The organism is bacterium, from assembly GCA_030018315.1.
Classification (GTDB): domain Bacteria; phylum Hydrothermota; class UBA3073; order JACQXS01; family JAGMCI01; genus JASEGA01.
This window is the reverse complement of record JASEGA010000001.1, coordinates 112,087-138,617: the sequence shown is the minus strand read 5'-3', so window position 1 is coordinate 138,617 and position 26,531 is coordinate 112,087. Positions and strand designations below refer to the sequence as shown.

The window sequence follows — 26,531 nt, the reverse complement described above, 5'->3', positions numbered from 1 at the left end:
AAAGAGTGTGTAAACCTGGCGGGTCAGTTATTATTACTACTCCAAACAAAACTAATGCTATTAGAATTATTGGAATGATATTCAGAAGTAGTATTTCTTCAAAATCCAATTTTAAACAAGAAGGTGGGCATATTTCTGTAAAGGGATTAAATGAATGGCTGAGAATTGTTAGAAAAGGTGGTTTTATAGTGGAGGATATTAAGCGTGGTGCTTTAATATATGGAGGTCCCCGATATAATTGTCACCCAGTTTTATTTGCCTTTGTATTAATAGTTGACTGCATACTTGAATTTCTACCATTAGGAAAGCATTTTTCAGAGTCAGTCACTCTAAAGTTAAGGAAGCCAAACGATGAAGATAACAAGCTACGAGCCTTTTATGCGCCAAAAACTTAATAGCCTATATCTATTCTTGAGAGGAAAGATTCTTAATACTCTTTCAATTTTTCTTACAAAGCAAAGTAAAGCTCCTCACCCTAATGAGATAAAGAGAATTCTTCTAATTCGTATTGATAGGATTGGTGATGTTGTCCTTTCAACTCCCGCTTTAAGGGCGCTTAGAGAAAGATTTCCCATTTCCCATATTTCCATACTTGTTTCACCTAAAACTCAAGATTTACTTCTTCAATCTCCTTATGTGGACGAAGTTATTCCATATAACGGAAAGATTGCAATAACATCGTTATTGCACTCCAAAAATAGAAGGAAAAAATTTAACCTTGCAATTGATTTACATCTTGATTATCCATTGAAGACTGCGCTCATTGCTTATTTAAGTGGTGCTAAATATCGGGTTGGATTTAATATTGCAGGTAAAAGTATTTTTTTAAACATCAGAGTGATGCCTGATAAAAAGGAAAAACACCTTGTAGAACACACTCTTGACTTAATAAGAGCAGTTAGTGGAAATATATCTACCGAGGAGCCTGAGCTCTCAATTATTCCTGAAGCGAAACAATATGTTAATAATTTTCTAATTCATAACAATATTTTAAACAATGATTTATTAGTTGGAATTCATCCTGGTGGCTATTATCCTACTCAACGCTGGTTACCTGAAAGATTTGCAAGGGTGGGAGATAAGATTATTGATGAATATAAAGCAAAGATTATACTTATGGGAGGGCCGGGTGAAGAGGAAATAGTTGAAGAGATAGCAAGTAACATGAAGCATAAACCTGTTATCTATGTAAGAGAACCTTTAAGAAATTTAGTTGCTATTATAGACAGATGCAGTCTTTTAATTTGTAATAACTCTGGTCCCCTTCATATTGCGACTGCGATTGGGACTCCTACAGTTTCTACTATGGGACCTACTAATCCAGTTCGCTGGTGGCCTTGGGGAGATAGAAACATAGTAATAAGAAAACATTTACCTTGCAATCCATGTAATAAAGGAGTATGTAATGACCATAAATGCATGGAACTTATAACAGTAAATGAAGTTATGGAAGCAGTAAATACCATATTAACCCGAAAAAGAGAATAAGGAATGAAAATTTTAATCACAGGCGGAGCAGGCTTTATTGGGAGCAACACAGCTAATTATTATCTCGGTAAAGGAGATGCAGTAACAATATATGACAATATGTCAAGAAGAGGAGTAGAAAAGAATATAAAGTGGTTAACGGAAAAATCAGCAGGGTCAATTCATGAATTGCCACTACGAATTATTGTGGGAGATATTCGTGATTTTGATAAATTAGTAAGAGTTATTGATGATGTAGATATAATTTATCATTTTGCATCTCAGGTAGCCGTCACTACATCAGTAGCAAATCCACGTGATGACTTTGAGATAAATGCTCTTGGTACTCTGAATGTTCTTGAGGCAATGAGAAAAATAAATAAAGATAGACAGATATTAGTTTTTACCTCTACTAACAAAGTATACGGAGCAATGGAAGATATTCAGGTAGTTTGTAAAGAAAATAGGTATGAATATAAAGAATTAAAAGAGGGCGTTTCAGAGAATAGAAATCTTAATTTTCATTCTCCTTATGCCTGTTCTAAAGGGGCTGCCGACCAATATGTCCAAGATTATGCAAGAATTTATGGCTTAAAAACTGTGGTGTTTCGGCTGTCGTGTATCTATGGACCGAGGCAGTTTGGATGCGAGGACCAGGGTTGGGTAGCTCATTTTATAATATCATCGGTGTTAGGAAAGGAGTTAACAATATATGGAGACGGTATGCAAACGAGGGACATTTTATTTATAGATGACCTTATAGAAGCTTTTGAGCAAGTAGTTAAGAAGATTGATAAAATCTGTGGAAAAGTCTATAATATAGGTGGTGGGCCAGAGAATACTTTGTCATTGTTGGAACTTATTGCCAAAATAGGTGGGCTCTTGAACAAAAAAATAAATTACTCTTTTAGTCAATGGAGACCGGGTGACCAAAAAGTTTATGTAAGCGATATAAGAAGAGCAAAAGAAGAGTTAGGTTGGGTTCCAAAGGTAAACATAGATAAGGGAATAAGCAAATTGATAGAGTGGGTTATAGCTAATAAGGAGTTGTTTTAGAGGTGGTGATTAATGTGTGGTATATGTGGGATTGTCGGTCCTAATAGAAACAAGACAATAGACGAAGGTCTTCTCCAAAGGATGTGTAATTCAATGGTTCATAGGGGTCCCGATGATAATGGTTTCTATATAGATGAAAATGTAGCTATTGGGATACAACGGTTAAGTGTCATCGATTTGTATACTGGACATCAACCCATGGGCAACGAGGATAAAACGATTTGGGTAGTCTTTAACGGAGAGATATATAACTTTAAAGAATTAAAGCAAGTATTAGAGAAAGAAGGGCATAAGTTTGTTACCCGTAGCGATACTGAGACTATAGTGCACTCTTACGAAGAGTACGGTGAAGAGTGTGTTAAAAAGTTTAGGGGTATGTTTGCTATTGCTGTCTGGGATAAAGAAAAGAAGAAGCTATTTTTGGCAAGAGATAGGTTAGGGATAAAACCACTGTATTACACTTTAGTTAATGGGAACTTGCTTTTTGCTTCAGAAATTAAAGCTCTTCTTGAATGCGAGGAGGTAAAAAGGGATGTAGATTTGGTAGGGATGCACTATTTCCTCACATTTCTTTACATTCCTACACCTTTATCAATGTTTAAAGGGATTAAAAAACTGCCTCCTGCCCATACTTTGAGTTATATAAATGGTGAAATAGACATTTCTCAATATTGGGACCTTGGCTTTTCGAAAGGTAAGATACAGAGGGAGGATTACTATTGTGAACAAATTCTTGACCTCCTGAAAGAGGCGGTCAAAATCAGGTTAATAAGCGATGTGCCTTTAGGTGTTTTTCTATCAGGTGGTATTGATTCAAGCTCTATTGTAGGGCTAATGAGTGAGGGTTTGATTAATCAAACCCCTACCGCCAAGGTAAAGACTTTCTCTATAGGATATGAAGAAAGATTTGCTTCTTATAACGAACTCAAATACTCGCGTCTTGTAGCAAAGCATTTTGGCACCGACCATCACGAATTCATTGTTAAACCTGATGCTGTAGACCTTTTGCCTAAAATAATACATCATTTTGATGAACCCTTTGCAGACTCATCTGCTATATCCACTTATTTAGTTTCACAAGTAGCAAGAAAGCATATTACTGTAGCACTTTCAGGTATTGGTGGCGATGAAGCGTTTAGTGGCTATCCCAGATATATTGGATTGCAGTTAGCTCGTTATTACAAAAAGTTGCCTCTCTTTATGCGTAAGAATCTTTTATTAAGACTTACTAATCAACTTCCAGAATCTACTGAAAGCGGAGATATTATCGGTCGGTTTAAAAGATTTATCCGGGGAGGAATACTACCTGCGGATGAAAGGTATTTAAGCTGGGTATCCTTTTTTGATAATGAGGCCTATAATAAGCTATTTACAGAGGAATTAAAGAACGAACTATTAATAAGTGACCCATTTAAAATACATAAGGAACTTTTAGACAAAGAATGGATTTCTGAATTTCTTGACAGAATATTTTATTTAGATGTAAAGACTTACCTTGTAGATGACTTATTAGCGATGGGTGATAGAATGAGCATGGCAAATTCATTAGAGTTAAGAGTCCCTTTTTGTGACCATAAGTTATTGGAATTGTCTGCCAGTATTCCGTACTCGCTTAAAATTAAAGGGTTAAGACTAAAATATCTATTAAAAAGGGCTGTTTCTCGGTTACTTCCGAAGGAAATAATTACCAAAAGGAAGCAAGGTTTTATGATACCCCTTGGTTCTTGGCTGCAAACAGAGCTTAAGGATTTGACTTTAGATTTGCTATCAAGTAAAAGTATTAAAAGGAGGGGCTATTTTAATTGTGACTATATTCAATGGATGTTAAGAGAGCATTATGAGGGGAGGCAAAATTTATCTGACCAAATTTGGGCTCTTATGACACTTGAGATGTGGCACAGAATTTATATTGATAATGGCACAAATTATAAACCACATGGATAGACAATGAAAAGTATTGGGGTAATACTTATGGGTGGGATTGGTGAAATGATTCTCTTCACACCTGCTTTGAAAGCATTACGAAATGCTTTTCCTAAGAGCTTGATAACACTGTTTTTGTCGGAGTCTGCTCCAGGGGAAGTAGTTCAAAATAGTGGACTTGTGAATGAATTTATTATTCTAAGAAAGGGAGTTATTAAAAATCTATGTCTAATAGGTGATTTAAGAAAGAAATGCTTTGACCTTGTCATAACTGCAACAGGTGTTAATCCAGTAAAAGCAGGCTTGGTTGCCCTCTTAATGGGTGCAAAATTTAGATTAGGAGAAAATATAAGAGGAAGAGGGCTCTTTTATAACATAAAGGTACCTTATAATGAGGAAGCTCATCAAGTAGAAGGAAATCTAAATCTTGTCAAAGCGCTTGGGGTCAATATTTCTGATAAGGAGCTGTATATCCATACTGACAAGAAAGACGAAGAATTTGCAGTTAACTTTTTGTCCCAATATGGAGTAAAATCTGGAGATATTATTGTAGGGATACATTCTGGTTCTGGTAGGTATCAGGCGAGATTCAAGCGTTGGCTTCCGACCCGATTTGCTAAACTTGCTGATAGAATTGTAGAGGATTACAATGCTAAAATTGTATTATTAGGAGGAAAAGATGAAATTGAGCTTGGAAACAGAGTTGCAAGCCTGATGGTCCATAAACCTATAATTGCATCAGGAAAGACAACTTTGGGGCAACTTGCTGCTTTGATAGAACGGACCAACTTAATCGTAAGTAATGACAGTGGGATAGTGCATATTGCCTGTGCGGTTGGGACTCCAGTAGTAGCTATATTTGGGCCAACTAATTATAAAAACAGTGGTCCTTGGGGTAAAAATGCGGTAATAGTAAGAAAAGATTTACCGTGTAGCCCATGTTATTCATCCAGGGGTATAACAAGGACTACTATAAGGTGCAAGGAGCTTCGATGTTTCAAGGATATAACAGTAGAAGATGTGATGTCGGGGGTGAGAAGATTGTTTGGATAAAATTGAGAAGAACAGCTTTAAGGAGCAGTCCAAATTAATATAGAAATGTCCAGAATGGTCTCCATGAGAACTATGGAAAAAGAAAGGTATTTAAGTGGAATGTGTAATATATGCGGAAGTAATAGAAACTTGCTCTTGCTCAAAACCGATTTTTATTCTCTACTCAAGGGTAGGAATTGTGGGGTTATTTATCAGGTTCCTCAGATTAATAAAGAGGAATATCTTAAAAAAATAACTGAATATTATGAAAAGGTTGACCCTTCTGAGTTGGTCGCAATCTCCCGAAGAAGATTATATAACAATTTCTTTTCAAAAATAGAGCATCTTCATCCACGGAGAATTTTAGATATCGGATGCGGTTTTGGGTATTTTTTATCCCTTACAAAAGAAAAGGGGTGGAATTGTTACGGAGTAGAAGTTAGCGAGACACTTGCCAGAATGGGAAAGCAACGCTACAATTTAAACATTGAGACAATCCCTTTTGAAGAAAATGATTATTCTAATGATTATTTCGATGTTATCACCTTATGTAATGTATTAGATGAAATGATGAGCCCTATAAAAGTTCTCAAAGAAATAAAAAGAATTCTTGCCCCAAACGGAATACTTTTTATTAGAATTCCTAATGCGGATTTTCATATTATGATTTATAGAATTCATTCGTTTCTCTCATCTATTGGGCTGGGGAAGTTGGTCACCAAGAAAGTATATATATTCCATATTTTTAACTTCTCAAATATAGCTTTACAGAAACTACTTAAAAGGAGTCATTTCGCACCTATTAATGTTCTGAGCTCACTTCCTACATCTGGTGCCCCTTACAGTATTCTTTCGTCTGATTTAAAAGTTTACTTTTTTAAGAAAATTATCTATTTTATTGCCCAATTTGTATATTTCTTGAGCTTCAGGAAAATTACTCTTGCTCCCAGCATTGAAGTATTTGCAAGAAAAACTGATGACTAAGATTCTCTATATTATCACGAGATTAGATAAGGGTGGTGCTGCCCAGAGTACATTGTTAAAAGTAAAGGGTTTACAAGATAAATATGATATAACTTTAGCTACAGGCTCAGTAAAAGATATAGACATATTAGGTATCAATGTAGTTGTAATTCCGTCACTGGTACGAAATATTTCACCAATCAAAGACTTTATATGTGTATTTGAGTTATACAAACTCATAAGAAGAGGGCGATTTGATATAGTCGACACACATTCTTCAAAGGCAGGCTTCTTAGGACGAGTTGCAGCAAAGTTAGCAGGCTGTCCTATTATTATCCATAAACCTCATGGGCATGTATTTTATGGATACTTTAGTAAGAGTATTACTTTAATTTTTATCCTACTTGAGCGATTTAGTGCTAAATTTACTAATAAAATAATATGCCTTACTCCTGCTGAAACTAAAGACTATCTCTCACTGAAGATTTCTGGCGACATAGATAAGTTCGTAACAGTTCACTCTGGAGTAGAGCTTGATCCATTTATTAATGTCAAAGTTGATAAGAAAGCTAAGAAAGAGGAGTTTGGTCTCAATTTGAACTCACCAGTAATTATCTGTAATGCACGTCTTGTTCCTGTGAAAGGGCACCGGTACTTAATAGAAGCGGCAAAAAAAGTAGTTGAAACTATTCCAGACACTAAATTTCTAATAGTAGGCGATGGTCCACTAAGAAAAAAATTAGAAAGAATGGTATGTAAGCTTGGTCTTACAGAGACTGTTCTATTCTTGGGAGATAGAGCTGATATTCCGGAGCTACTCGCCATTTCAGACATATTTGTGTTAGCATCATTGAATGAAGGTATGGGTAGGGTAATTATTGAGGCAATGGCATCGGGGTTACCTGTTGTAGCTACTAATGTAGGTGGTATACCAACTGTTGTTGTGGATGGTGTTACTGGGATATTAATTCCTTCAAAGGATTCTGAGAGTTTATCTCAGGCAATTCTACACCTTCTTAAAGACAAAGAACTCGCCAGTAACATGGGAAAAAATGGTAAGGAAAGGGCATTTATGTATTCAGCAGATAAAATGATAGAAAAAATTGATAATTTATATAAAAATCTTTTGACTTCTCAACAAACCTGTGTTAAGATAAAAGCGGATTGCTTCGTCCCGATAAATCGGGACTCGCAATGACAGAGGGGAAATGATTTGTGCTATCCATCAGCCTCAATATTTGCCTTGGCTCGGATATTTTGATAAGCTATTGAGGAGTGACTTTTTTGTTCTTTTAGATGATGTCCAGTATAAAAAGAATGAGTGGCAGAATCGTAATAAAATTAGCACATCCCACGGCTGGCAATGGCTGACAGTGCCAGTGCATTATACATTTGGGCAGAAGATTAATGAAGTTTTAATTAATAATAAGACAAATTGGGGGAAAAAACATTTGCATTCTTTGGTCATCAATTATAGTGGAACTCCGTATTTTAAAGATTACAGAGCCTTTTTTGAAGAAGTTTATAGCAAGAAATGGGAGTATTTGTGTGAGCTAAATATTTATTTAATTAAGAATTTAGCTACATTTTTGGGAATACAGACTGAATTGGTAAAGTCTTCAGACTTACAGGTAGATGGGCAAAAAACTGATAGGTTAGTTAATATTTGTAAGAAGTTGCAAGCTGATATTTATCTTTCTGGTGAAGGTGCAAGAGAGTATTTAGATTTGAGTTTATTTGAAAATGAAAAAATAAAGGTAGTTTTCCAAAATTTTAATCATCCTATTTATCCTCAGGTAAAATTGGATGGTAATTTTCAGCCAAATATGTCAGTGATAGATTTACTTTTCAATTATGGTAAAGACAGTTTAAAAATTTTACAAAAATGTACGAAGCCTATTGGGGACTAAAAGAGAAGCCATTTGAGAACACTCCTGACCCTCGTTTCTTGTATCATTCACCTCAGCATGATGAGGCTTTATCGAGATTTATTTATGTAGTAAGAGAAGAAAAGGGAGCAGGGATGTTAACGGGTGTATTTGGTTGTGGGAAAACGGTTCTTGGGAGGGCGCTTTGCAATGCGTTAAATAAAAATATATATCAGATAGCATTTGTAAATAATCCCCATCTTAAATCAGTAGAGCTCTTAAGGGCTATTGCACGCCAATTGGGTGCCGAGAACTTGCCGGAGAAAATAACTGAGATGTCGTCAGATTATTTTTTGGAGGTTATAAATAATATCTTGGTTAATAATGTAAAAGATGGCAAAGAAACGGTAGTCATTGTAGATGAAGCTCATGTGATAGACGATATAGACGTCTTTGAAGAATTGAGGTTAATTTTGAACTTCCAATTTGAGGACAGGTTCCTTCTAACACTCTTGCTTATGGGTCAACCCGAGTTGAGGGAAAAGATTCGCAAGAATAAGCAGTTGGCCCAGCGAATAGCTATGGGATACCATTTGGATCCTTTGAGCCAGGAGGAGACATGGGGTTATATAGCTCATCGGCTGGAAGTAGCAGGAGGAAGGAGCTCTATATTTACCGAGCAGTGCCTTAAGCCCGTCTATGAAAACTCTGGAGGCATTCCACGGAGAATTAATCAAATTTGTGATATGAGCCTGGTTGTGGGGTTCGATAAGAAGGCAGATAAAGTAGATGAAAGGATTATTCAAGAAGCAGTGGAAGCTCTTATACTTTGAACAATGTATGAAAAATACTGGGGATTAAAAGAGAAGCCTTTTGAGAACACACCTGACCCTCGTTTCTTTTATCGGTCACCTCAACATGAAGAGGCTTTGTTTAGACTTATTTATGCAGTAAGAGAAAGCAAAGGGGCAGGAGTATTAACAGGTATATTTGGATGCGGTAAGACTCTTCTGGGACGGACACTCCTAAAAGAATTGGGAAAGGATATATATAAAACAGCTTTTATAACTAATCCCCATCTCAGCCATATAGAGCTTTTGATGGCTATTGCCAGCGGTTTAGGAGCTAAGGGTCTACCTACTAAAAAGACAGAGGTGCTATCCAATGTGATATTGGATACTCTAAACTCAATATTGCAAGACAATATGAGGGATGGTAAGAAGACGGTGGTCATTATCGATGAGGCTCACATCATTGAAGATAAGGATGTATGGGAAGAATTAAGGCTGATTCTAAACTTTCAACTCGAAGATAGATTCCTTTTGACTTTATTGCTCTTAGGACAGCCAGAATTGAAGAAGAGTATAGATGCCAATAAACAATTAGCACAGAGGATTGCTATTAAGTGCCGCTTGGATAGTTTAACTTATGCCGACACAGAGCAATATATCGCTCATCGGCTGAAGATAGTAGGAGGTGTTGATATCTTTACAGATAGTGCCTGTAAGCTTGTCTATGAAAAATCAGGTGGTATTCCAAGGAGAATAAATCATATCTGCGATTTGGCACTCCTTACAGGTTTTAGCAAGAATTTAAAAACAATAGACAATGACATTATTCAAGAAGTAGCCGATACTTTAGAAGAATAAATAGAAAGCTTTAATGTATAAAGAATATTGGAGGCTAAGAGAGAAGCCTTTTGAGAACACACCTGACCCTCGTTTCCTATATCGGTCACCTCAACATGAGGAAGCTTTATTTAGGCTTATCTACGTGGTAAAAGAAGGTAAAGGTGCAGGTATGTTGACAGGTATCTTTGGATGTGGCAAAACAGTTTTAGGCCATGCTCTTCGTGAAGAATTAGAAAAAGATGTCTATAAGGTTGGTTTTGTTAACAATCCACGTTTAAATGATGTTGATTTATTGAGAATGATTGCTTACCCAATTAAAAAGTGTAGAATTACCCGATAGGAAGACCGATATCTTAATTGTTTTAGAAAAACTATTAACTGACAACATTAAAGATGGTAAAAAGACAGTAGTTGTAATTGATGAAGCTCATACAATTGAAGATAAAAATATTTTTGAAGAGTTAAGATTACTATTAAATTTTCAATTAGAGGATAAATTTTTACTGACTCTTGTGTTATTAGGACAACCGGAATTAAATTCAAAAATTGAAGATAATAAGCAATTAGCTCAGCGTATTGCTATGCGTTATAATTTAGACGGTCTAAATCATGCTGATACAGTTAACTATGTAAAACATCGCTTAAAAGTGGCTGGTTGTGATAATGAGCTTTTTACTCTCTCTGCTTTAGGGTTGGTTTTTGACAGAGCTGGTGGTATTCCACGTCGGATAAATCAAATTTGTGACATGTGCTTATTTACTGGTTTTGTTAAAAAAGTTAAAAGTATAGATAATGAGATAGTAAAAGAAGCAATAGATAGTTTATAGCATTAATGAATATTTTAGCCATAGGTGCGCATCCTGATGATATAGAGTATGGATGTGGTGGTACTCTATTGAAATATAGAGATAGGGGTGACAAAATATACCTACTTGTTTTGACTTTTGGTGAATTGGGTGGTGATAGTAATATCAGAAAAATTGAGCAAGAAAAGGCAGCAAAAGTCCTAAGAACAAAGAAACTATTTTGGGGTCAATTTAAGGATACGAAGATTCCTACGGGCAGGGCGTTAATCTCCAAACTTGACAGTGTAATAAAAGAAGTAGAGCCAGATGAGGTATATGTTAACTACTATAAAGATGACCACCAGGACCACCGTGCTTGCAGTGAATGTGTAATAGCGGCTGCAAGGTATGTAAAAAGGGTACTCTTTTATGAAGACTACACATCACAAAATTTTGAGCCTAATATCTTTGTTAATATAGAAGATATATTAGAGGAAAAGATAAAACTGTTAGGTATACATAAATCACAGGTTAAAAGGTCATACCCAACTGGGCTTGATATGTTAGAGGCTGTTCGTTCAATTGCCAGTTATAGGGGCTTTCAGGGTAAAATAAAATATGCCGAAGGCTTTATTTCATTTAGATATGCTATAGAGATATGATTTCACACTCAAGACCTACAATAGATGATTCTGATGTAAAGGCTGTAATAGAAACAATTAAATCCGGTTACATAGCTCAAGGTAACAAAGTAAGGGAGCTTGAATTAGAATTTAGTTCATATATAGGGATGCAGCCGGGTGTAGCTACCTCTTCTGGGACAGCTGCATTACACCTTGCCCTTATAGCTCTGGAAATAAATGATGGAGATGAGGTAATTCTTCCGACCTATGTTTGTACTGCCCCTTTAAATACTATATACTATGTAGGGGCAAAACCAGTGCTTGTAGATATAGATGAGGATACCTTTAATTTGAAAGTTTCTGATGTCAGAAAAAAACTTACTAAAAAGACTAAAGTAATAATTGTTCCACATATGTTTGGTCAGCCAGCTAATATTGATGAATTACTAAAGATTGGTCTTCCTATAATAGAGGATTGCGCTCATTCTGTAGGAGCACATTATAAGGGTAAGAAAACTGGTAGTTTTGGTATTATCTCTGTTTTCTCATTCTATGCTACTAAAGTGATAACTGGAGGTGAGGGTGGTATGGTTTTATCTACTGAAAGTAAACTACTCTCAAAAATAAAGGACTTGAGAGACTACGATGCAAAAGATGACTTTAAAGTAAGATTTAATTATAAAATGACAGATGTAGAAGCGTCTCTAATTTTGAGTCAGCTTGCCAAACTGCCTTTCTTTATTGCAAGAAGAAAGAAGATAGCAGGCATGTATAATGCTTCTTTATCGGACTGCAATTTTACACTTCCAGTTTCTTGTGTAGATAGAGAGCATATATTTTATAGATATGTTGTAAAAATTAAAAGTGATGTAAGAGTTTATTTAGAAGCACTAAAGAGAAAGGGTGTAATGTGTGATATACCTGTATATAGACCTTTACATAGATACCTGGGGCTAACAGGTTTTGATTCTGCTGACCAAGTTTATCAATCTGCTATCTCTATCCCAATATACCCATCTCTTCAAACAAGAGAGATAGATTCTATAATTAAGGCGTTACAGCGAGTAAATGAAAGGCTATCTTAATCTCATTCTGGTACCCGTAGCAGTAGTGCCCTTTGTATTGCTCCACATAGGTGGATTAAAAGGGATTTTCTTTTGGCAATGTTTTTTCATCTTTTGTGCTACCTTCTTACTTTCTGTATCTTTTACGCCTGTATCAAGGAATATAGCTCTCAAATTGAAAATCTTAGATTATCCATCTCCCCGTAAGATTCACATTAGCCCAATGCCTTTACTTGGAGGGGCTGCTATTTTTGCTGCATTTGCTTTGGTTATCCTTGTAAACTTTCGCTTCTCACTTTTACTTAAAGGAGTTTGTCTTGGTGGGACTCTCCTTTTTGTAACAGGATTTATTGATGACATAAAACCTATACCAGCTTCAGTGAGACTATTGATTCAAGTCATTGCCTGTCTGATTCTTGCAAGGTATGGAGTTATGATATCCTTTTTACCCAACGTACTATGGGGGAAGGTTGGTGAGTTTATAATAACCATGTTTTGGATCATTTTGATTATTAACGCAGTCAATTTCTTTGATGGAATAGATGGCTTAGCCGCAGGTATGGTAGCTATTGTAGCTTCCTTTTTCTTATTAGTTGCCCTACAGACTCATCAGTCATATTTTGGTTATCTTGGCGCTGCCTTAATTGGTGGATGTGTTGGCTTCCTATTGTATAACTTCTATCCAGCAAGCATATTCTTAGGGAATGCGGGGTCAAGCTTTCTTGGATTTACTCTTGGGGCTCTTGCTGTAATGGGCGAATGGTCAACTGTAGGAGTTAAGGCTCTGAGTGTACCCCTTTTAATCTTTGGAATTTTTATATTTGATATGATGTTTATAATTGTCTCTAGGATAATAAATAAAGAGACGAAGACTTTGAGAGAGATAATAGAGTATGTGGGCAAGGACCATCTTCATCACAGATTACTTAAGCTTGGTTTCACCTATCGTCAAGTAGTTATTTTCATATACTTGATAAGTGTCTGTTTTGGTTTAGGAGCAATGGTCTTAAGAACTTCTCTTTCTTTATCAAATGTATTATTTCTCTTATTCCAAGCTATCGTTATATTTGGTTTGTTAACTTTCTTAATGGTAATAAAGAAAGAACAGTCATCATGAATTGCCTGATGACCCCACACAGTTTGTGTCAAAATCCATAAAATAGAATTTAAAATTTTAGTTAGCATTTTTCTTGACATCACTCAAAGTAGGGTATAAAGTTCATTATGATGGCGACTAAAGGACGTGTAGAGCAAAAGATAAGAGAACTTATTCGTAAAGGTAAGTATCAGGAAGCAATTTCTGAATATCATCGGCTACTGGAAACACATCTGGATGACCCTGAGCTCCTTAACAATATGGGGGATACTTATCGGGTAGCAGGCTTGATAGAAGATGCAATCATTTCTTATGAGCAAGCCATGTTAGCTTATGAAAAGGAATCGTTATATAATAATGCCATTGCTATTGGGAATAAGATACTAAGGATAGAACCTGATAGAGTGGAGATATATAATCAACTGGGTAAACTGTATGGTGAACTTGGATTACCGTTGGTGGCAATGACCAGCCTTATTGAATATGCAAACCGTAAACGAATGTAGAATAATATAGATAAAGTGATTGAGGCTTATGAATATATAGCACAAAAATTTCCTGATAATCAAGCAGTGAAAAATGAGCTCACTGAATTATACTTTGAGCAGGGTATTAAGAGAGCAAAAGAATTAGGTCCAGCCAAAAAAGAGCCACCCAAAGTTACTGCTACTATTGAACAGATTTCTCCTCATTTAGCTGAGCAATATCTTGAACATGCTATTGCAACACTAAAGGGAATTGAGGCAACAGAGCGTATCATTATGGAGGAGAAAGTTACGCCACCACTTCTACATGAAGTTGAAATAGAAAAGCCAGAAGAAACTACCGATTCCCTAACAGGACTTCACGACTATAAGTATCTTAATTCTTATTTAGAAGTGAAAATTCGCGAGGCTGAATATAAGAAATTGGCTATGCCGCTAATTTTCTTAGATATCAACAAATTCAACGATGTAAACATTTCGTTTGGCTCTTCTGCAGGAGATGAAATCCTTATCCAGTTAGCTAAGATTTTAAAAACCAATACTCGTCCAGAAGATATGCTGTTCAGATACAATGGAGATGAGTTTGCATTATTGCTCACCGGAATAGAAAAAGAAGAGGCGTTGAGTGTAGGGGAAAGACTCAAAGGAATAATTAAAGATTATACTTTTAAGCATGGTATCAGACTTACCGTAAATACTGGTATAGCTGCATATCCGGAGGATGCAAATACGTCTCAACTCTTACTTGAATTAGCTCGTAAAGGGATAGGTATTCCCGAGAAAGTGCATCTATCTATTCATTCTCCAAAGTTGATAGGGAGAGAAAGAGAGTTAAAAGAATTAGAAGATGTGTTCAAACAAGTAATGCAGGGTGATGGAAAGGTAATTTTCATAAGTGGAGCTGCAGGGGTAGGCAAAACAAGATTAGCTAACGAATTTTTAGATATAGTTAAATTTAAGGGCGCTCAAATTCTTGCCACTTCCTGTTACGCTTTACCATCTACTCCATATGAACCGTTTAAAATTATTTTTACAAACCTTTACAAGTCTGGGAGACTTTCAAAAAATGCTCAAAAGGCACTCGGCCGTGTACCTCCATTTTTACTGAGCCATTCGGGGACAGTCCCCGAATGCTTCTAAAGCTTATCTTTTTGAAGGAGTTATGGGTTTACTTACAACTATCTCAGAGGAGTCTCCTGTTATCCTATTTTTAGACAACTTGCATTTAGTAGATGAGGCAAGTCTTTCTCTACTTCACTATTTGGTACAAAATATTCACATATTTCGTATCTTAATATTTGGGGTTATCAGAGAAGCTACTAGGACAGAGCTATCCGATATCATCAAACTATCAAAAGAGATACAATTACAGCTACTTTCTATAACTGAGCTCTCTAAGATGATTCAAGAGATTGCTTCGCTATCGCTCGCAATGACAATAAAAATCAAGGAAATATGATTTGTTGGCTTGAAGGTCACTGTCTCTCTTATGGTAAATCAATCCCATACTGGCCATTTCTTGAGATTGTAAAGTCTTATCTTGAGATAACAGAATCAGATAATGAAGCTCAGATAAAAGATAAACTAACCAGTTGTCTCGCATCCCTGTTTGGTGAACGCTCAAATGAGCTAATCCCATATCTTTGCACTTTTCTTTCACTTAAACTTGATAATAAATATATAGATAAAGTAAAATATCTTAATTCTGAAACATTAAAACTTGAGGTATTTGTGTCACTTCGTGATTTATTCATTACAATAAGTAAGAAATGTCCATTGATTCTTGTACTTGAAGACCTACACTGGATAGATACAGCATCACTTGATTTACTTGAATTTCTGTTAAATGGCGTTATATCTGCACCGTTTCTTATTATTTCTCTTTTTAGGTCAAAAAAAGAAGGTAGCTGTGTCCACTTGATGGAGTGTGCTAAGAAAAGAATACCGGATAACTATGTTGAAATAAACCTTACGCCACTGCCTGAAGATGATAATAACGGGTTAATAAATAATCTTCTTGACATACCGAGTGTACCTGATAGTTTAAAGAAACTAATTCTTGATAAATCTGAAGGTAACCCATTTTATGTAGAAGAACTAATCCGTTCTCTTATTGACTATAAGGTATTAAGAGAAGAAAACGGATTATGGCAGTTGACTATTGATATAAAAGAAATTGATGTCCCGGATACTGTCCATAGTGTGATTGCTTCAAGAATAGATAAACTTGATGACAATACTAAACAAGTTTTACAGACCGCATCTGTTATAGGACATAGCTTCTTATATCGGGTTCTAAAGTATGCATCTGATGCAACTCGAGGTGATATCTCAGAAGAACTTGATAAATCACTCAACCTATTGGAAGATAGGCAATTTATTTTAAAGCAAATATTAGTAGAATTGGAATATCTGTTCAAACATATACTGACTCAAGAGGTAGCTTACAACAGCCTTTTAAAAAAGAGGCGAATTGAGCTACATCGTAGGGTTGGCGAATGTACAGAGGTGTTGTTCAAGGACAGACTTGATGATTACTACGGTTTACTTTCATGGCATTATTTTAAAGGTGAAGACTGGCAAAAGGCACTTGACTATACAGAAAAGGCAGCTAAACAGGCAAGAGCTATATACGCTAATCAACAAGAGATAGAATACTATACCAGAATCCTCTCTGTGGTGGGTATAGAAGGTAAGCTAATCGTGGACACTGAATTACAAATTAGCGTTTTAAAAGAACGCTCAAAAGTCTATACTCTAATAGGGCAAACTCAACCTGCACTTGTAGACATAGATGAAGCGCTTCTTATAGCAAATAAGACGAACAATAGGAAAACAGAGGCAGACTGTCTTACACACAAAGCTATTATTTTCACTGCACTTAGCAAATATGAAGAATCGCTAAAATTAGCCAGAAGTGCATTAGATATATACATAGAGCTGAAATGTGAGAAAGGTAAAGCAGAGTCACTCAATCGGATTGGTATTGCATACTTTCATTTGGGAAACTCTGTTGAGGCTTTGAATTACTTTCAACAATCATTGAAAATATCCCGTGAAATATGTGATAGGCAGAATGAGGCCTATTCTCTCAATAACATTGGTGCTGTATATTACAATCTGGGTGAGTATAATGAAGCACTAAATTACTTTCAACAATCACTAAAAATAAGACCAGAGATAGGTGATAGACAAGGTGAGGCGAACTGTCTCAATAATATTGGGATTATATATTTTAATTTAAGTGACTACAAAGGAGCATTCACCTATTATCAGCAATCACTGAAGATAAGCCAGCAGATAGGTGATAGAGTAAATGAGGCAATGGCTTTCAATAACATTGGTAATATATATGATAATCTGAGCAATTATAAAGAGGCATTGACCTGTTATCAGCAATCACTGATGATAAGTCAGCAGATAGGTAATAGAGCAGGTGAAGCACTGGCTTTCAATAACATTGGTACTGTATATTCTTTGTTAGGTAACTATAAGAAAGCACTTATTTACTTTCAGCAATCATTGAAAATATACCAAGAAACGGGTGGTAAGAGAGGCGAAGCAGATTCAATTATGGAGATTGGTGGCATGTATCAGGATTTAGGTAACTACAAAGAGGCATTGAGTTACTTTCAGCAATCGCTAAAACTATTTGAGCAAATTGGTGCAAAGGGTGGAATTGCATCCACACTTATAATGATGATTCAAGCCCATATAGGAAAAAGTGATTTGGGTAGTGCAAAAGCTTTGAAACAAAAGGTAGAAAAAACTGTAGCTGAGCTAAAGAGTATAAAACCTATGCTTGATTTAAGACTTGCTGAGTCTAAACTTTATGAATTAGACGGCGACTTTAAAAATGCAATCGGGTTTGCTGAGGAAGTATTGAACAAAGCAATTGAACTTGGTGAGCAAATGAGTGAAGCAACTGCTTGCTTGCGGTTGTGTAAGATACTTGCAAAAAGCAATAAAAAGGAGGAGATTGCTAAAATTGAGAACTATGCTAAAAGAATGATTGAGATTGGTAGCAAGACGGAATCTTTACCCATTATGTGGAAAGGTTATTGGTTTATGTATGAGTGTAGTGGTAAAAAAGAATGGCTTAATGAATTAAAAGAGTGTTTGTATAAACAATTTCCCCAAATACCTGAAGAGCACTTAAGTAGTTTTAAGAGCTATGTCCAAACCTATATAGGAAAAATGCTGGATTCTAAATTATGAATGCTAAATATGGAACTCCTCAATATTCCCATTTTTAAGTGTGGTAAAGTAAGAGACCTGTACGACTTTGGTAATGAACTACTTATTATAGCGACAGATAGGATTTCAGCATTTGACTGTGTAATTCCAACTGAGATACCTGAAAAGGGTAAAATTCTGACTTCTCTATGTGAATTTTGGTTCAATCTTACAAAACACATCATTCCCAATCACTTGATAACAACTAAAGTATCACAGTTTCCTGCTATGGTGAGGAAGTATAAGAATCTTATTTTAGGTCGTTCTATGCTTGTAAAGAAAGCAGCTGTTCTTCCTGTAGAATGTGTAGTGAGGGGTTGGCTGGCTGGCTCTGGGTGGAGGGAATATAAAGAAAAAGGTGTTGTGTGTGGAATAAGATTGCCTGAAGGTTTAGTTGAGTCATCAAAGCTTTTTGAGCCAATCTTTACTCCTACGACAAAGGCAACTACTGGACACGATATCCCATTAACTCAAACAGAATTTGAAAAAATATTAGGGAATGAAACTGCACAATTCATAAAATTAAAGAGTATTGAGATTTACAAGTTTGCCTCAACCTATGCTGAAAAATGTGGTATTATAATTGCGGATACTAAGTTTGAGTTTGGTAAGACCTATCTGCCGACAGGCAAGATAGGAGACGAAATTATACTTGTAGATGAGCTGTTAACTCCTGATTCTTCGAGGTTCTGGTCAAAAGCTGATTATGAACCTGGTAGGGCACAAAAGAGTTTTGACAAACAATTTGTAAGAGATTATTTAGAAAGTTTAGGCTGGAACAAGACTCCACCAGCTCCAACTCTTCCACCTGAGATAGTAAAGAAAACACATGATAAATACCTTGAAGTCCAAAATAGGCTTGTTAGTGAGAGAAGTGAGAATTAAGAAATGGGAAGCGAGAATGAAGACAAAGAGTTAAAAGAAAGAGCAAGTTATGTCTACTTCTTAGTTGAAGTGATAAGTATAATGAGACTACTTACTTTAAGCATAATTACTACTATACAAGTCTTCAATAACCCCAAAACAGGCAATAGCACTACGCTACCAACAATACCACCTATCCAGCCCCCAAATAGGTCTGCCCCATAAAGTAGACCAGCAGTTCCACTTAAGTTATTAGAAGTTTTTAAATATATCTTGTTAGCTAATGGGAATTCTGCACCAATGAGGATACCGGAAAAGAAGGCCATGACAAGAAATAGTCCGGCACATAAATTTATGTGCCGGACTGCTGACTGTTCCAAGTGTGGACTAAATTTAAGAAATATCAATGGAAGTAATATAGAGAAAAGAATTATAGCCACTTCTAACTCAGTAAAAGATATAAAGTCTTTCTTGATTCGTCCCAAAAATGAAGTCATAGTTATCCCACCAACTGCTATTCCAACCATAAACGTAGTCACTAAAAGTCCTATCTGTCGGAAGATATATCCATAGAGTACCTGAAATGTGAAGACGAGCGCTAAATCAAATATCATACCAGCAAAACCTGTGGTACCGATACATAATGGAACACCTATATAAGCAAATCTTTTAATTTTAAGACAAACAATTAAAAATGGTATAGTAAATATAGAAAGCAAAATAGCAAATAGCAATAAATTTACACGCTCAATCCTATTGAAAATCTCCCTTATATTAGGTGAAAACATAGCATTCCAATAGGAGAGACTATAGAATACCCCTATTGGAGAGAAGTCATCATTTATCTTCTTTGTACTGTTTTCAATTGAAGTCAAAAACCAATTAAGCCATCTTTTGTGTAGTCTATACTCAATATGTGGCGGTGTTATAAGGCTTACTTTGAGTTCTCTTCCATTCAGCCTGTGGCTGAGTAAATTATGGTTGATTAAAGTAATTTTATTAGAGGTTGAAGCCAAAAATAAATTAAAATCACCGGGAATTACCTGAACATAAGGATAAACTGCTTCAAGTGTATTAAGAATACAAGCATTGAGATTCTTCAATTCCTTATTTAAGTAAGTTAAAGAGCCCGGCAATCCGACAACTAATATACCATCTTCTTTCAATTTATTTTTGACTAAATAGAAGAACTCTCTCGTAAAAAGGCGATTTACTTGTAAGTCTGAAGGCTCAAATAGTCCGACCATAACAATATCGTATTTATTTGATGTCCTTTTAATAAATAATCTACCATCTAAATATTCAATATTTACTCTATAACTGGTGAGTTCCTTTTCAGTCAATGGTGTAGTAAACTGTTTGATTACTTTCAATAATAAAGGGTCAAGTTCAACATAGTCAATTCTTTCTACTTGATGTTTTAGGATTTCATTTATCACACCACCTGCTCCACCACTGATAATAAGTATCTCTTTTGGATTTTTATGTGAAAGCATTGGTAGGTGAACAAATTCTTCAACAAATGCTATATCTGGGATAGGGGCTACGACGATTGGTATTCCGTTTGAGAAAAAGGTGTATTGTTTACTTCTTTCTGTCACTGCCACATTACCGTAGATTGAGTTCTGGTAATAAACTACATTTTGCTGTTTCCATTGATGTCTAGCTGAAAGCATATGGATATTATCCGCCAATGTGCCAATAATAGTGTAAGTATACAGGACAAAAAGTATTAATGAGATACTACCCAAGATTTTGTTAGAGAGTGCTGCCCTCCTTTGCCAGAAGTGTCCAAGCAAGAGTATACATATTGCAAAATTTAATAAAGTTATTCCAAATACTATATTGAAAGAGTGAAAATAAGGAATAAGAAGATAAGTAAAAATAATTCCACCTATAATTGTACCAACTGTCTCATAAACATATACCTTACCAATTGACTGTCCATTTACAGATTGAGAGTCACCTCCTTTTGATACCAGTGAATATATCTTACAGTTGAAAGTAAATAATGCACCATGAGTAAAAGCTATAGGAAGGAGGATAAGAAAAGAATAAAAAGAAATAGGTAATAGACCTAAAGATTCACCTGAAGTGACTCCGATAATTTCCTTTAATGTACGGGCTAAGTAAATTACTAATGGTAGACATAATGAAAAGATAAGCTGAAGTCCAATGAATAACTCAACTCTTCTCTCCATATGTTCAATTTTCCTTCTAATGGAAACACAGCCAGCTGCCTCTAATATAAGCCAGTTAGCAAGCATAATCCCTATGGAGAGCTCGTTTCCATAAAATGTTATCAACAATTCTCTGATTAGCAACAACTGTGCAACCATACCACTAAATCCTGTTACTAATATAGCAAAAATGATGCGTTTATTCATAATATCAGGTTATTCCCAAATTCCCGGAATATAATGACCACAAAAGCTACACTTTCCATCTTTTATATGATTACTCAACACCTGGAAATGTATACGGTGAATCAGTCTCTTTTGACACATTGGGCAGAATGTGGAATTATACTTATGACCGGGCACATTGCCTATTGTTACATAATTAAGGCCTATTTCTTTAGCAATCTTGTAAGCTTGTTCTAATGTCTCAATTGGTGTAGGGGGTAGGTTTGTCAATTTATATGCGGGCGAAAAGCGTGAAAAATGTAGTGGGACATTAGGACCCAAATTCTCCTTTATCCATTTACACATTTGCTTGATATCTTTTGGGTTATCATTTAAAGTAGGGATGAGCAGATTTACAATCTCAAGCCAAACTCCTTGTTCTTTGATAATCTTAAGAGTTTGAAGTACAGGTTCTAATTCTGCAGATGATGCTTCACTGTAAAACTTATTAGTAAACCCCTTTAAATCAATAGTAACTGCATCAGTATATTTTAACAGTGTTTTTAAAGGCTCCGGATTAATTGCTCCATTTGAGTGCCATAATATCTTTAGCCCTTTCTTCTTAGCAAGCTTAGCTACATCGTATACATATTCATAGAATGAAGTAGGCTCGTTATATGTGAATGAGATAGTAGGAGTATTATATTTAATAGCACTCTCTACTGCCTTTTCTGGTGGCATATCATAACAATATTCCATCTCTTCTACAGACCGCTGTGATAGGTGCCAGTTATGGCAAAATCTGCACCTAAAGTTACAGCCTGCTGTCCCAAAGCAGAGTATATTACTTCCCGGTAGCATATGGAGTTGAGGCTCCTTTTCGATTGGGTCTATATGGACTGCTGATGGTTTAGCATAGACTACATTATATAAAGTGCCAGCCCGATTCTCTCTATTTCTACAAAAGCCTCTTTTTCCATCATTAATTATACATTTCCTGAAACAGAGTTGACACCATACCTTATTATCATCTAACTTTTTATAAAACATAGCTTCCCTCACAACAGACTTTTTTGTTTTTGGTGTCGCTATGGTAACGGCATCTTGTGATAAACTGGTTCTGATACCACTATATAAAGTTAATGCTGTTATAAGACAAATTAAAGTAACACATACTTTACACATCCCAATTTACCAGTTATACCAGTCTATCTCATCAGTTACTTCATCATCTATTGATATTTTGGGATAAATTAGATGCAATAATGAAATAAGAGCAAGAATTAATCCAGCTAATAGTACCTTATGTAAAAAAATGATAGATACTACAATTGTAACTAATGTTACAAGGGCAAAAAATGTAAAAAGTAGCTTTGAGTTTTCTTGTAACCTTATATATGCTTTTATTGTTCTTTTTGGAATCGCTTTTTTCAGAATTGCAATACATGGAAGAAGTGATAACAAATTTACTACTGTAATTAATATGTATGCCAATATTCCAATTTTGCCATAGTAAAGAAATAATAATGGTAGAATTATCTCTATGCCCATATGAACTTTAAATTTAGTAGTAGCTGATGTTAAAGTTTTAGTTACCACTTTAAATTTCTCAACTAAAAGTTGAAATGGTGGGTCATGTGACAGGATAGAAGTGGCTACCCCCAGTGAGATACGTGTAATGATATTAAGAAGTAGCTTTGACTCAATATTAGCAGGTAAATTGATTAAAGCTAAAGATATAGTAAAGCTCTTTTCTTTCACTGATTGTAAGCTAAGTAACAACTCTTTTTCCATCTCCCCTATATTTGATTCCATAATTCTCTTCCTTACTGTTTCTAATTGTAGATATCCTTTAGTTGATAGAGATCTCCTACTTCCTGGTTTAGTTTCCGATATTTTAGCTAATTCTTCTTCAATATTTAAGTGCCTAATGTATGACTCTGTAGGTAGGCATCTATCTTGTATGTAATGGAGGGCGACACCAGTCTCAAAAAAGCATTTGTCATCTCCTTTTAAGAATAAGCCTCTTGCCTTTATTATATGATTTCTAATTTTACTATCCAAATATCTATGATTATGGTGGTATCGGTGGTCCCACCTATTATCAGGTGCTACGGAGCCGTCAGCTAATTTTAGTAGATTTGGTTGACTGAGATTCAAAGCTGAGCCTACCCATTTTGCAATCCTCAGGTGTGAGTTCCATTTCATTTATAATATTACAAGTTCGGGTTCAAGATAAATTCTAAATTTCTCGTATACTTTGTGTTGGACATCTGATATAAGTGTTTTAACATCTTTATATGTAGCATTTCCAATATTTACAATAAAGTTTGCATGTTTACTTGATACTTGTGCATCACCACTTCTTAACCCTTTACAGCCTGCAAGTTCAATAAGCTTGCCAGCAATAGCATTATTAGGATTTTTAAATACACAACCAGCACTCGGTAATTTGAGTGGTAATGAAGCTTCTCTTTTTTTAAGTATTTCTTGGATTTCGTTCTTAATTTTAACAGTGTCTCCTTTCTTTAATTTTAGTTCAGCTTCTATTATAATTTCACTGCTATTTCTGAACCTGCTATCCCGATAGCCAAAATTAGATTCACAATTTTTAACCCAGTAAACATTGCCTGACTTATCTACTACTTTTACCCTTTCTATAACTTCACTAATCGTTTTCCTCTGTGCACCTGCATTCATTACAATTGCGCCTCCCAATGTCCCGGGGATACCAGCTGTAAATTCTAATCCCGATAGTGAGTGGTTAGCAGTAATTTTTAATAATTGTTGAAGTGAAATTCCTACCCCTACTCTTATTGTAAGGACACGCCATGGCGTATCCCTACACTGTGTCGGGAGATGAAATTTACAAAAATATGGTTCACCAATTTTAATAACGACACCCGTGATTCCATCATCTGGCACCAAAATGTTAGTCCCATTTCCAATTACTAATAGAGGTAGCTTATTTTGAGCAACATATCTAATTGCTAATTTTAAGCCTGTAGTAGTCTTTGGGACCATGAAAGTATCACAAGTTCCACCTATTCTGAAGCTTGTATGCGAGCTTAACTTCTCATTAATTTTAATTTCACATGACTTAATATATTCAAGTCCCATATTATGATTCTTTTCTTCTCTCAATGGAATTGATAGGAAACGAAACTAAAATACCTACAAGAATAGAGAGTAGCCCAGTTATAAACATACACAATTTAACCTTTGGACCGGATGGTCTGTCCGCAGGTATAGCAGGGTCAATGACGGTTACCACAGGTTTTACAGAAAATAGCTTTAACTCATTGTTTATCTTATCAAGGTTTTCTACATAAAAGTTTGCAATCTCTGCAGCCAATTTAGGGTCTATTGAACTAACTGTGACAGATACGGCCCCTTCCTTTGATACAGAAATATTTGTTGAGTTCTCTAATTTTTTAACTGCATCTGATTTGAATTGAGTATTATATAAACTCAGGAGCCCAAATTTTTCCACTATATCGCTTGCCATTCTTTTTGATTTAAATATAGCTATAATAGATTGTGTGGGACTTAGTCCTATTGATACCTTTCGCTTAATCTTAAGAATAGCTGTACTTAAAGTATCTATTTCTACTACTTTAGGTGGAAATATAGTAGTTGTAGACTCGTAAGTTTTATGTTGTCTCACAGTAATGAGCATACTTGTGAGTTCAGCAACTAAAAATATAGATAGAGTTACCCACCATTTATTCTTTATTGGTCTTAAGTAATCGCTAATATTTATTTCTTCATTCATCCAGCTGTTTAAATAAACTACTATATTCTTAATAAAATGTCAAGGTCAATTTACTTGACTTATGTAAAATCTGTTATATGATTTTATTATGAATATCACAAATTTAATTACAAACCCAGTAACTATACTGTTGAAGCAGCCGTTTAAAATTGCACTTGGCACAGATGTTACCTATGATGGTGTAATTGTAAAAATAGAGACAGATGCAGGAATATTTGGGCTCGGTGAGGCATCACCTTCAGCAACAGTGACAGGTGAGACTCAAGGTACAGTTATTGATGTTATAGAGAACAAGATAAGGCCTACAATAATAGGTAAGAATCCAATTCTTATAGAAAATATAATGGCTGAAATCGACTCAATTATCTTACATAATTCAAGTGCCAAATGTGCAATTGATATTGCACTACATGATATATTAGGTAAATATGCTCATCTACCTCTTAAGAATCTATTAGGCGGATTCAGAGATAAAATAACGACTTCAATTACTATAGGTATAAAACCAATCATACCTACTGTAGAGGAGGCTAAGAGGTTTGTGAGAAATGGAGTAAAAGTTATAAAGGTAAAAATAGGTGAAAATCCAGTAGAAGATGTAGAAAAAATAAAAGCTATAAGGGAGGAGATTGGCTATTCAATAAAATTAAGAGTAGATGCAAATCAAGGTTATGAAGTGAGTGATGCAATAGATGTATTAAAGAAACTTGAGCGCTATGATATTGAGTTTATTGAGCAACCTGTAGCTTACCGTGATATTCAAGGACTTAAAACTGTGCGAGCTAAAACATGCATTCCTATAATGGTGGATGAGAGTTTGCATTCAAAAGAAGATGCAATCAATTTAATAAGACAGGAGGTATGCGACTTATTTAACATAAAGCTTATGAAATCGGGTGGTATAATGGAAGGGATGAAGATTATAACAATAGCAGAGGCGGCTGGCATCCCCTGTATGATTGGTTGTATGACAGAGACAAAGATTGGCATTTCAGCAGCTACACATTTAGGGTTGGCGATGAAAAATGTGAAATATGCTGACTTAGATGGTCATTTGATGTTAAAAAAGGATATAGTGGAAGGTGGAGTAGTTACAGAAAATGGAGAGAACCGTGTAACTGATGAGGAAGGATTGGGAGTACGCATGCCCGAAAGTCTGCTTTAAAATCGTATAACTCAAGATATTACATAAGAAGAGATGGAGATAAAAAGAGAACTGTCCTCAAAACTTGCACAATAATTTATATATAAGAAAAGTCAGCGAATTAGGAATTTTGTGGCGGAAATAACTTGACAAAGGTTTAGTTCTATGCTATCT

26 protein-coding genes are annotated in these 26,531 nt (G+C 35.4%); 21 read left to right on the top strand and 5 right to left on the bottom strand.

Going from position 1 to position 26,531, the window contains the following annotated elements; translation table 11 throughout:
• The first annotated feature begins 5 nt into the window (after nt 1–5).
• From QMD71_00775 to QMD71_00680, 20 genes are all read left to right on the top strand, one after another.
• On the top strand, nt 6–395 hold the full coding sequence (locus QMD71_00775) for a hypothetical protein (GenBank protein ID MDI6839382.1): 390 nt from the start codon (nt 6–8) through the stop codon (nt 393–395).
• On the top strand, nt 352–1,488 hold the full coding sequence (locus tag QMD71_00770; protein ID MDI6839381.1) for a glycosyltransferase family 9 protein: 1,137 nt from the start codon (nt 352–354) through the stop codon (nt 1,486–1,488). Before QMD71_00775 ends, QMD71_00770 begins: the two co-directional genes overlap by 44 nt.
• Nucleotides 1,489–1,491: 3 nt before the next feature.
• The gene (locus QMD71_00765) at nt 1,492–2,523 is read left to right on the top strand and encodes a GDP-mannose 4,6-dehydratase (protein ID MDI6839380.1); all 1,032 of its coding nucleotides are present in this window, start codon (nt 1,492–1,494) and stop codon (nt 2,521–2,523) included.
• Between the two features lie 12 nt (nt 2,524–2,535).
• Nucleotides 2,536–4,467, top strand: coding sequence for an asparagine synthase (glutamine-hydrolyzing) (asnB, locus tag QMD71_00760; GenBank protein ID MDI6839379.1), 1,932 nt, complete (start codon nt 2,536–2,538; stop codon nt 4,465–4,467).
• 3 nt (nt 4,468–4,470) lie between these two features.
• Complete coding sequence (locus tag QMD71_00755; GenBank protein MDI6839378.1) at nt 4,471–5,499, top strand: glycosyltransferase family 9 protein; 1,029 nt, start codon at nt 4,471–4,473, stop codon at nt 5,497–5,499.
• 99 nt (nt 5,500–5,598) lie between these two features.
• The gene (locus tag QMD71_00750; GenBank protein MDI6839377.1) at nt 5,599–6,462 is read left to right on the top strand and encodes a class I SAM-dependent methyltransferase; all 864 of its coding nucleotides are present in this window, start codon (nt 5,599–5,601) and stop codon (nt 6,460–6,462) included.
• A complete protein-coding gene (locus tag QMD71_00745) occupies nt 6,455–7,639 on the top strand; it encodes a glycosyltransferase family 4 protein (GenBank protein MDI6839376.1) in 1,185 nt (394 codons plus the stop codon). Before QMD71_00750 ends, QMD71_00745 begins: the two co-directional genes overlap by 8 nt.
• A 10-nt stretch (nt 7,640–7,649) precedes the next feature.
• Nucleotides 7,650–8,351, top strand: coding sequence for a WbqC family protein (locus QMD71_00740; protein MDI6839375.1), 702 nt, complete (start codon nt 7,650–7,652; stop codon nt 8,349–8,351).
• Nucleotides 8,327–9,142, top strand: a complete 816-nt coding sequence (locus QMD71_00735) for an AAA family ATPase (GenBank protein MDI6839374.1) — start codon at nt 8,327–8,329, stop codon at nt 9,140–9,142. Before QMD71_00740 ends, QMD71_00735 begins: the two co-directional genes overlap by 25 nt.
• 3 nt (nt 9,143–9,145) lie before the next feature.
• Nucleotides 9,146–9,958, top strand: coding sequence for an AAA family ATPase (locus QMD71_00730; protein ID MDI6839373.1), 813 nt, complete (start codon nt 9,146–9,148; stop codon nt 9,956–9,958).
• Nucleotides 9,959–9,971: 13 nt separating this feature from the next.
• Nucleotides 9,972–10,280 carry a hypothetical protein gene (locus tag QMD71_00725; protein MDI6839372.1) on the top strand — a complete coding sequence of 103 codons (309 nt, stop codon included), beginning with the start codon at nt 9,972–9,974 and terminating at the stop codon, nt 10,278–10,280.
• Nucleotides 10,243–10,767, top strand: a complete 525-nt coding sequence (locus QMD71_00720; GenBank protein ID MDI6839371.1) for an AAA family ATPase — start codon at nt 10,243–10,245, stop codon at nt 10,765–10,767. The genes QMD71_00725 and QMD71_00720 overlap by 38 nt, the downstream gene beginning before the upstream one ends.
• A gap of 5 nt (nt 10,768–10,772) precedes the next feature.
• Nucleotides 10,773–11,387, top strand: coding sequence for a PIG-L deacetylase family protein (locus QMD71_00715; GenBank protein MDI6839370.1), 615 nt, complete (start codon nt 10,773–10,775; stop codon nt 11,385–11,387).
• Nucleotides 11,384–12,433, top strand: a complete 1,050-nt coding sequence (locus QMD71_00710) for a DegT/DnrJ/EryC1/StrS family aminotransferase (GenBank protein MDI6839369.1) — start codon at nt 11,384–11,386, stop codon at nt 12,431–12,433. The genes QMD71_00715 and QMD71_00710 overlap by 4 nt, the downstream gene beginning before the upstream one ends.
• Nucleotides 12,417–13,529 (top strand): MraY family glycosyltransferase, encoded by a 1,113-nt coding sequence (locus QMD71_00705; protein MDI6839368.1) that lies wholly within the window; start codon nt 12,417–12,419, stop codon nt 13,527–13,529. The genes QMD71_00710 and QMD71_00705 overlap by 17 nt, the downstream gene beginning before the upstream one ends.
• 107 nt (nt 13,530–13,636) lie before the next feature.
• Complete coding sequence (locus QMD71_00700) at nt 13,637–14,014, top strand: hypothetical protein (GenBank protein MDI6839367.1); 378 nt, start codon at nt 13,637–13,639, stop codon at nt 14,012–14,014.
• Nucleotides 14,015–14,029: 15 nt separating this feature from the next.
• A complete protein-coding gene (locus QMD71_00695; GenBank protein MDI6839366.1) occupies nt 14,030–15,133 on the top strand; it encodes a diguanylate cyclase in 1,104 nt (367 codons plus the stop codon).
• A gap of 22 nt (nt 15,134–15,155) precedes the next feature.
• A complete protein-coding gene (locus tag QMD71_00690; protein ID MDI6839365.1) occupies nt 15,156–15,452 on the top strand; it encodes a hypothetical protein in 297 nt (98 codons plus the stop codon).
• Complete coding sequence (locus QMD71_00685) at nt 15,449–18,211, top strand: tetratricopeptide repeat protein (protein ID MDI6839364.1); 2,763 nt, start codon at nt 15,449–15,451, stop codon at nt 18,209–18,211. The genes QMD71_00690 and QMD71_00685 overlap by 4 nt, the downstream gene beginning before the upstream one ends.
• Nucleotides 18,212–19,114: a phosphoribosylaminoimidazolesuccinocarboxamide synthase gene (locus QMD71_00680; protein ID MDI6839363.1), complete on the top strand. Its 903-nt coding sequence runs from the start codon at nt 18,212–18,214 to the stop codon at nt 19,112–19,114.
• A 53-nt stretch (nt 19,115–19,167) separates the two neighbouring features.
• On the opposite strand, the gene QMD71_00675 is transcribed toward QMD71_00680, so the two are convergent.
• Genes QMD71_00675 through QMD71_00655 form a run of 5 tightly spaced genes read right to left on the bottom strand, consistent with a single transcriptional unit; the run spans nt 19,168 to nt 25,213 of the window.
• On the bottom strand, nt 19,168–21,480 hold the full coding sequence (locus QMD71_00675) for a spermine synthase (protein MDI6839362.1): 2,313 nt from the start codon (nt 21,478–21,480) through the stop codon (nt 19,168–19,170).
• A 9-nt stretch (nt 21,481–21,489) separates the two neighbouring features.
• Nucleotides 21,490–22,623 carry an AmmeMemoRadiSam system radical SAM enzyme gene (gene amrS / locus QMD71_00670; protein ID MDI6839361.1) on the bottom strand — a complete coding sequence of 378 codons (1,134 nt, stop codon included), beginning with the start codon at nt 22,621–22,623 and terminating at the stop codon, nt 21,490–21,492.
• 6 nt (nt 22,624–22,629) lie between these two features.
• Nucleotides 22,630–23,646, bottom strand: coding sequence for a hypothetical protein (locus QMD71_00665; GenBank protein MDI6839360.1), 1,017 nt, complete (start codon nt 23,644–23,646; stop codon nt 22,630–22,632).
• Entirely contained in the window at nt 23,647–24,558 is a 912-nt protein-coding gene (gene murB / locus QMD71_00660) for a UDP-N-acetylmuramate dehydrogenase (protein MDI6839359.1), read from the bottom strand.
• Nucleotide 24,559: 1 nt separating this feature from the next.
• Complete coding sequence (locus QMD71_00655; GenBank protein ID MDI6839358.1) at nt 24,560–25,213, bottom strand: Wzz/FepE/Etk N-terminal domain-containing protein; 654 nt, start codon at nt 25,211–25,213, stop codon at nt 24,560–24,562.
• An 88-nt stretch (nt 25,214–25,301) separates the two neighbouring features.
• On the opposite strand from QMD71_00655, the gene QMD71_00650 reads away from it, so the two are divergent.
• Nucleotides 25,302–26,378 (top strand): dipeptide epimerase, encoded by a 1,077-nt coding sequence (locus QMD71_00650; GenBank protein ID MDI6839357.1) that lies wholly within the window; start codon nt 25,302–25,304, stop codon nt 26,376–26,378.
• Nucleotides 26,379–26,531 lie beyond the last annotated feature (153 nt).

Excerpts from the sequence above, each read along its gene's own strand:
- QMD71_00675 (MDI6839362.1), bottom strand. The coding sequence starts at position 21,480 with ATGAATAAACGCATCATTTTTGCTATATTAGTAACAGGATTTAGTGGT.
- QMD71_00735 (MDI6839374.1), top strand. The coding sequence starts at position 8,327 with ATGTACGAAGCCTATTGGGGACTAAAAGAGAAGCCATTTGAGAACACT.
- QMD71_00725 (MDI6839372.1), top strand. The coding sequence starts at position 9,972 with ATGTATAAAGAATATTGGAGGCTAAGAGAGAAGCCTTTTGAGAACACA.
- QMD71_00730 (MDI6839373.1), top strand. The coding sequence starts at position 9,146 with ATGTATGAAAAATACTGGGGATTAAAAGAGAAGCCTTTTGAGAACACA.
- QMD71_00745 (MDI6839376.1), top strand. The coding sequence starts at position 6,455 with ATGACTAAGATTCTCTATATTATCACGAGATTAGATAAGGGTGGTGCT.
- QMD71_00710 (MDI6839369.1), top strand. The coding sequence starts at position 11,384 with ATGATTTCACACTCAAGACCTACAATAGATGATTCTGATGTAAAGGCT.
- QMD71_00715 (MDI6839370.1), top strand. The coding sequence starts at position 10,773 with ATGAATATTTTAGCCATAGGTGCGCATCCTGATGATATAGAGTATGGA.
- QMD71_00650 (MDI6839357.1), top strand. The coding sequence starts at position 25,302 with ATGAATATCACAAATTTAATTACAAACCCAGTAACTATACTGTTGAAG.
- asnB (MDI6839379.1), top strand. The coding sequence starts at position 2,536 with ATGTGTGGTATATGTGGGATTGTCGGTCCTAATAGAAACAAGACAATA.
- QMD71_00665 (MDI6839360.1), bottom strand. The coding sequence starts at position 23,646 with ATGAAATGGAACTCACACCTGAGGATTGCAAAATGGGTAGGCTCAGCT.
- QMD71_00655 (MDI6839358.1), bottom strand. The coding sequence starts at position 25,213 with ATGAATGAAGAAATAAATATTAGCGATTACTTAAGACCAATAAAGAAT.
- QMD71_00770 (MDI6839381.1), top strand. The coding sequence starts at position 352 with ATGAAGATAACAAGCTACGAGCCTTTTATGCGCCAAAAACTTAATAGC.
- QMD71_00765 (MDI6839380.1), top strand. The coding sequence starts at position 1,492 with ATGAAAATTTTAATCACAGGCGGAGCAGGCTTTATTGGGAGCAACACA.
- QMD71_00755 (MDI6839378.1), top strand. The coding sequence starts at position 4,471 with ATGAAAAGTATTGGGGTAATACTTATGGGTGGGATTGGTGAAATGATT.
- QMD71_00750 (MDI6839377.1), top strand. The coding sequence starts at position 5,599 with ATGTGTAATATATGCGGAAGTAATAGAAACTTGCTCTTGCTCAAAACC.
- amrS (MDI6839361.1), bottom strand. The coding sequence starts at position 22,623 with ATGTGTAAAGTATGTGTTACTTTAATTTGTCTTATAACAGCATTAACT.
- QMD71_00685 (MDI6839364.1), top strand. The coding sequence starts at position 15,449 with ATGATTTGTTGGCTTGAAGGTCACTGTCTCTCTTATGGTAAATCAATC.
- QMD71_00690 (MDI6839365.1), top strand. The coding sequence starts at position 15,156 with ATGGGTTTACTTACAACTATCTCAGAGGAGTCTCCTGTTATCCTATTT.
- QMD71_00680 (MDI6839363.1), top strand. The coding sequence starts at position 18,212 with ATGCTAAATATGGAACTCCTCAATATTCCCATTTTTAAGTGTGGTAAA.
- QMD71_00740 (MDI6839375.1), top strand. The coding sequence starts at position 7,650 with ATGATTTGTGCTATCCATCAGCCTCAATATTTGCCTTGGCTCGGATAT.
- QMD71_00700 (MDI6839367.1), top strand. The coding sequence starts at position 13,637 with ATGATGGCGACTAAAGGACGTGTAGAGCAAAAGATAAGAGAACTTATT.
- QMD71_00705 (MDI6839368.1), top strand. The coding sequence starts at position 12,417 with ATGAAAGGCTATCTTAATCTCATTCTGGTACCCGTAGCAGTAGTGCCC.
- murB (MDI6839359.1), bottom strand. The coding sequence starts at position 24,558 with ATGGGACTTGAATATATTAAGTCATGTGAAATTAAAATTAATGAGAAG.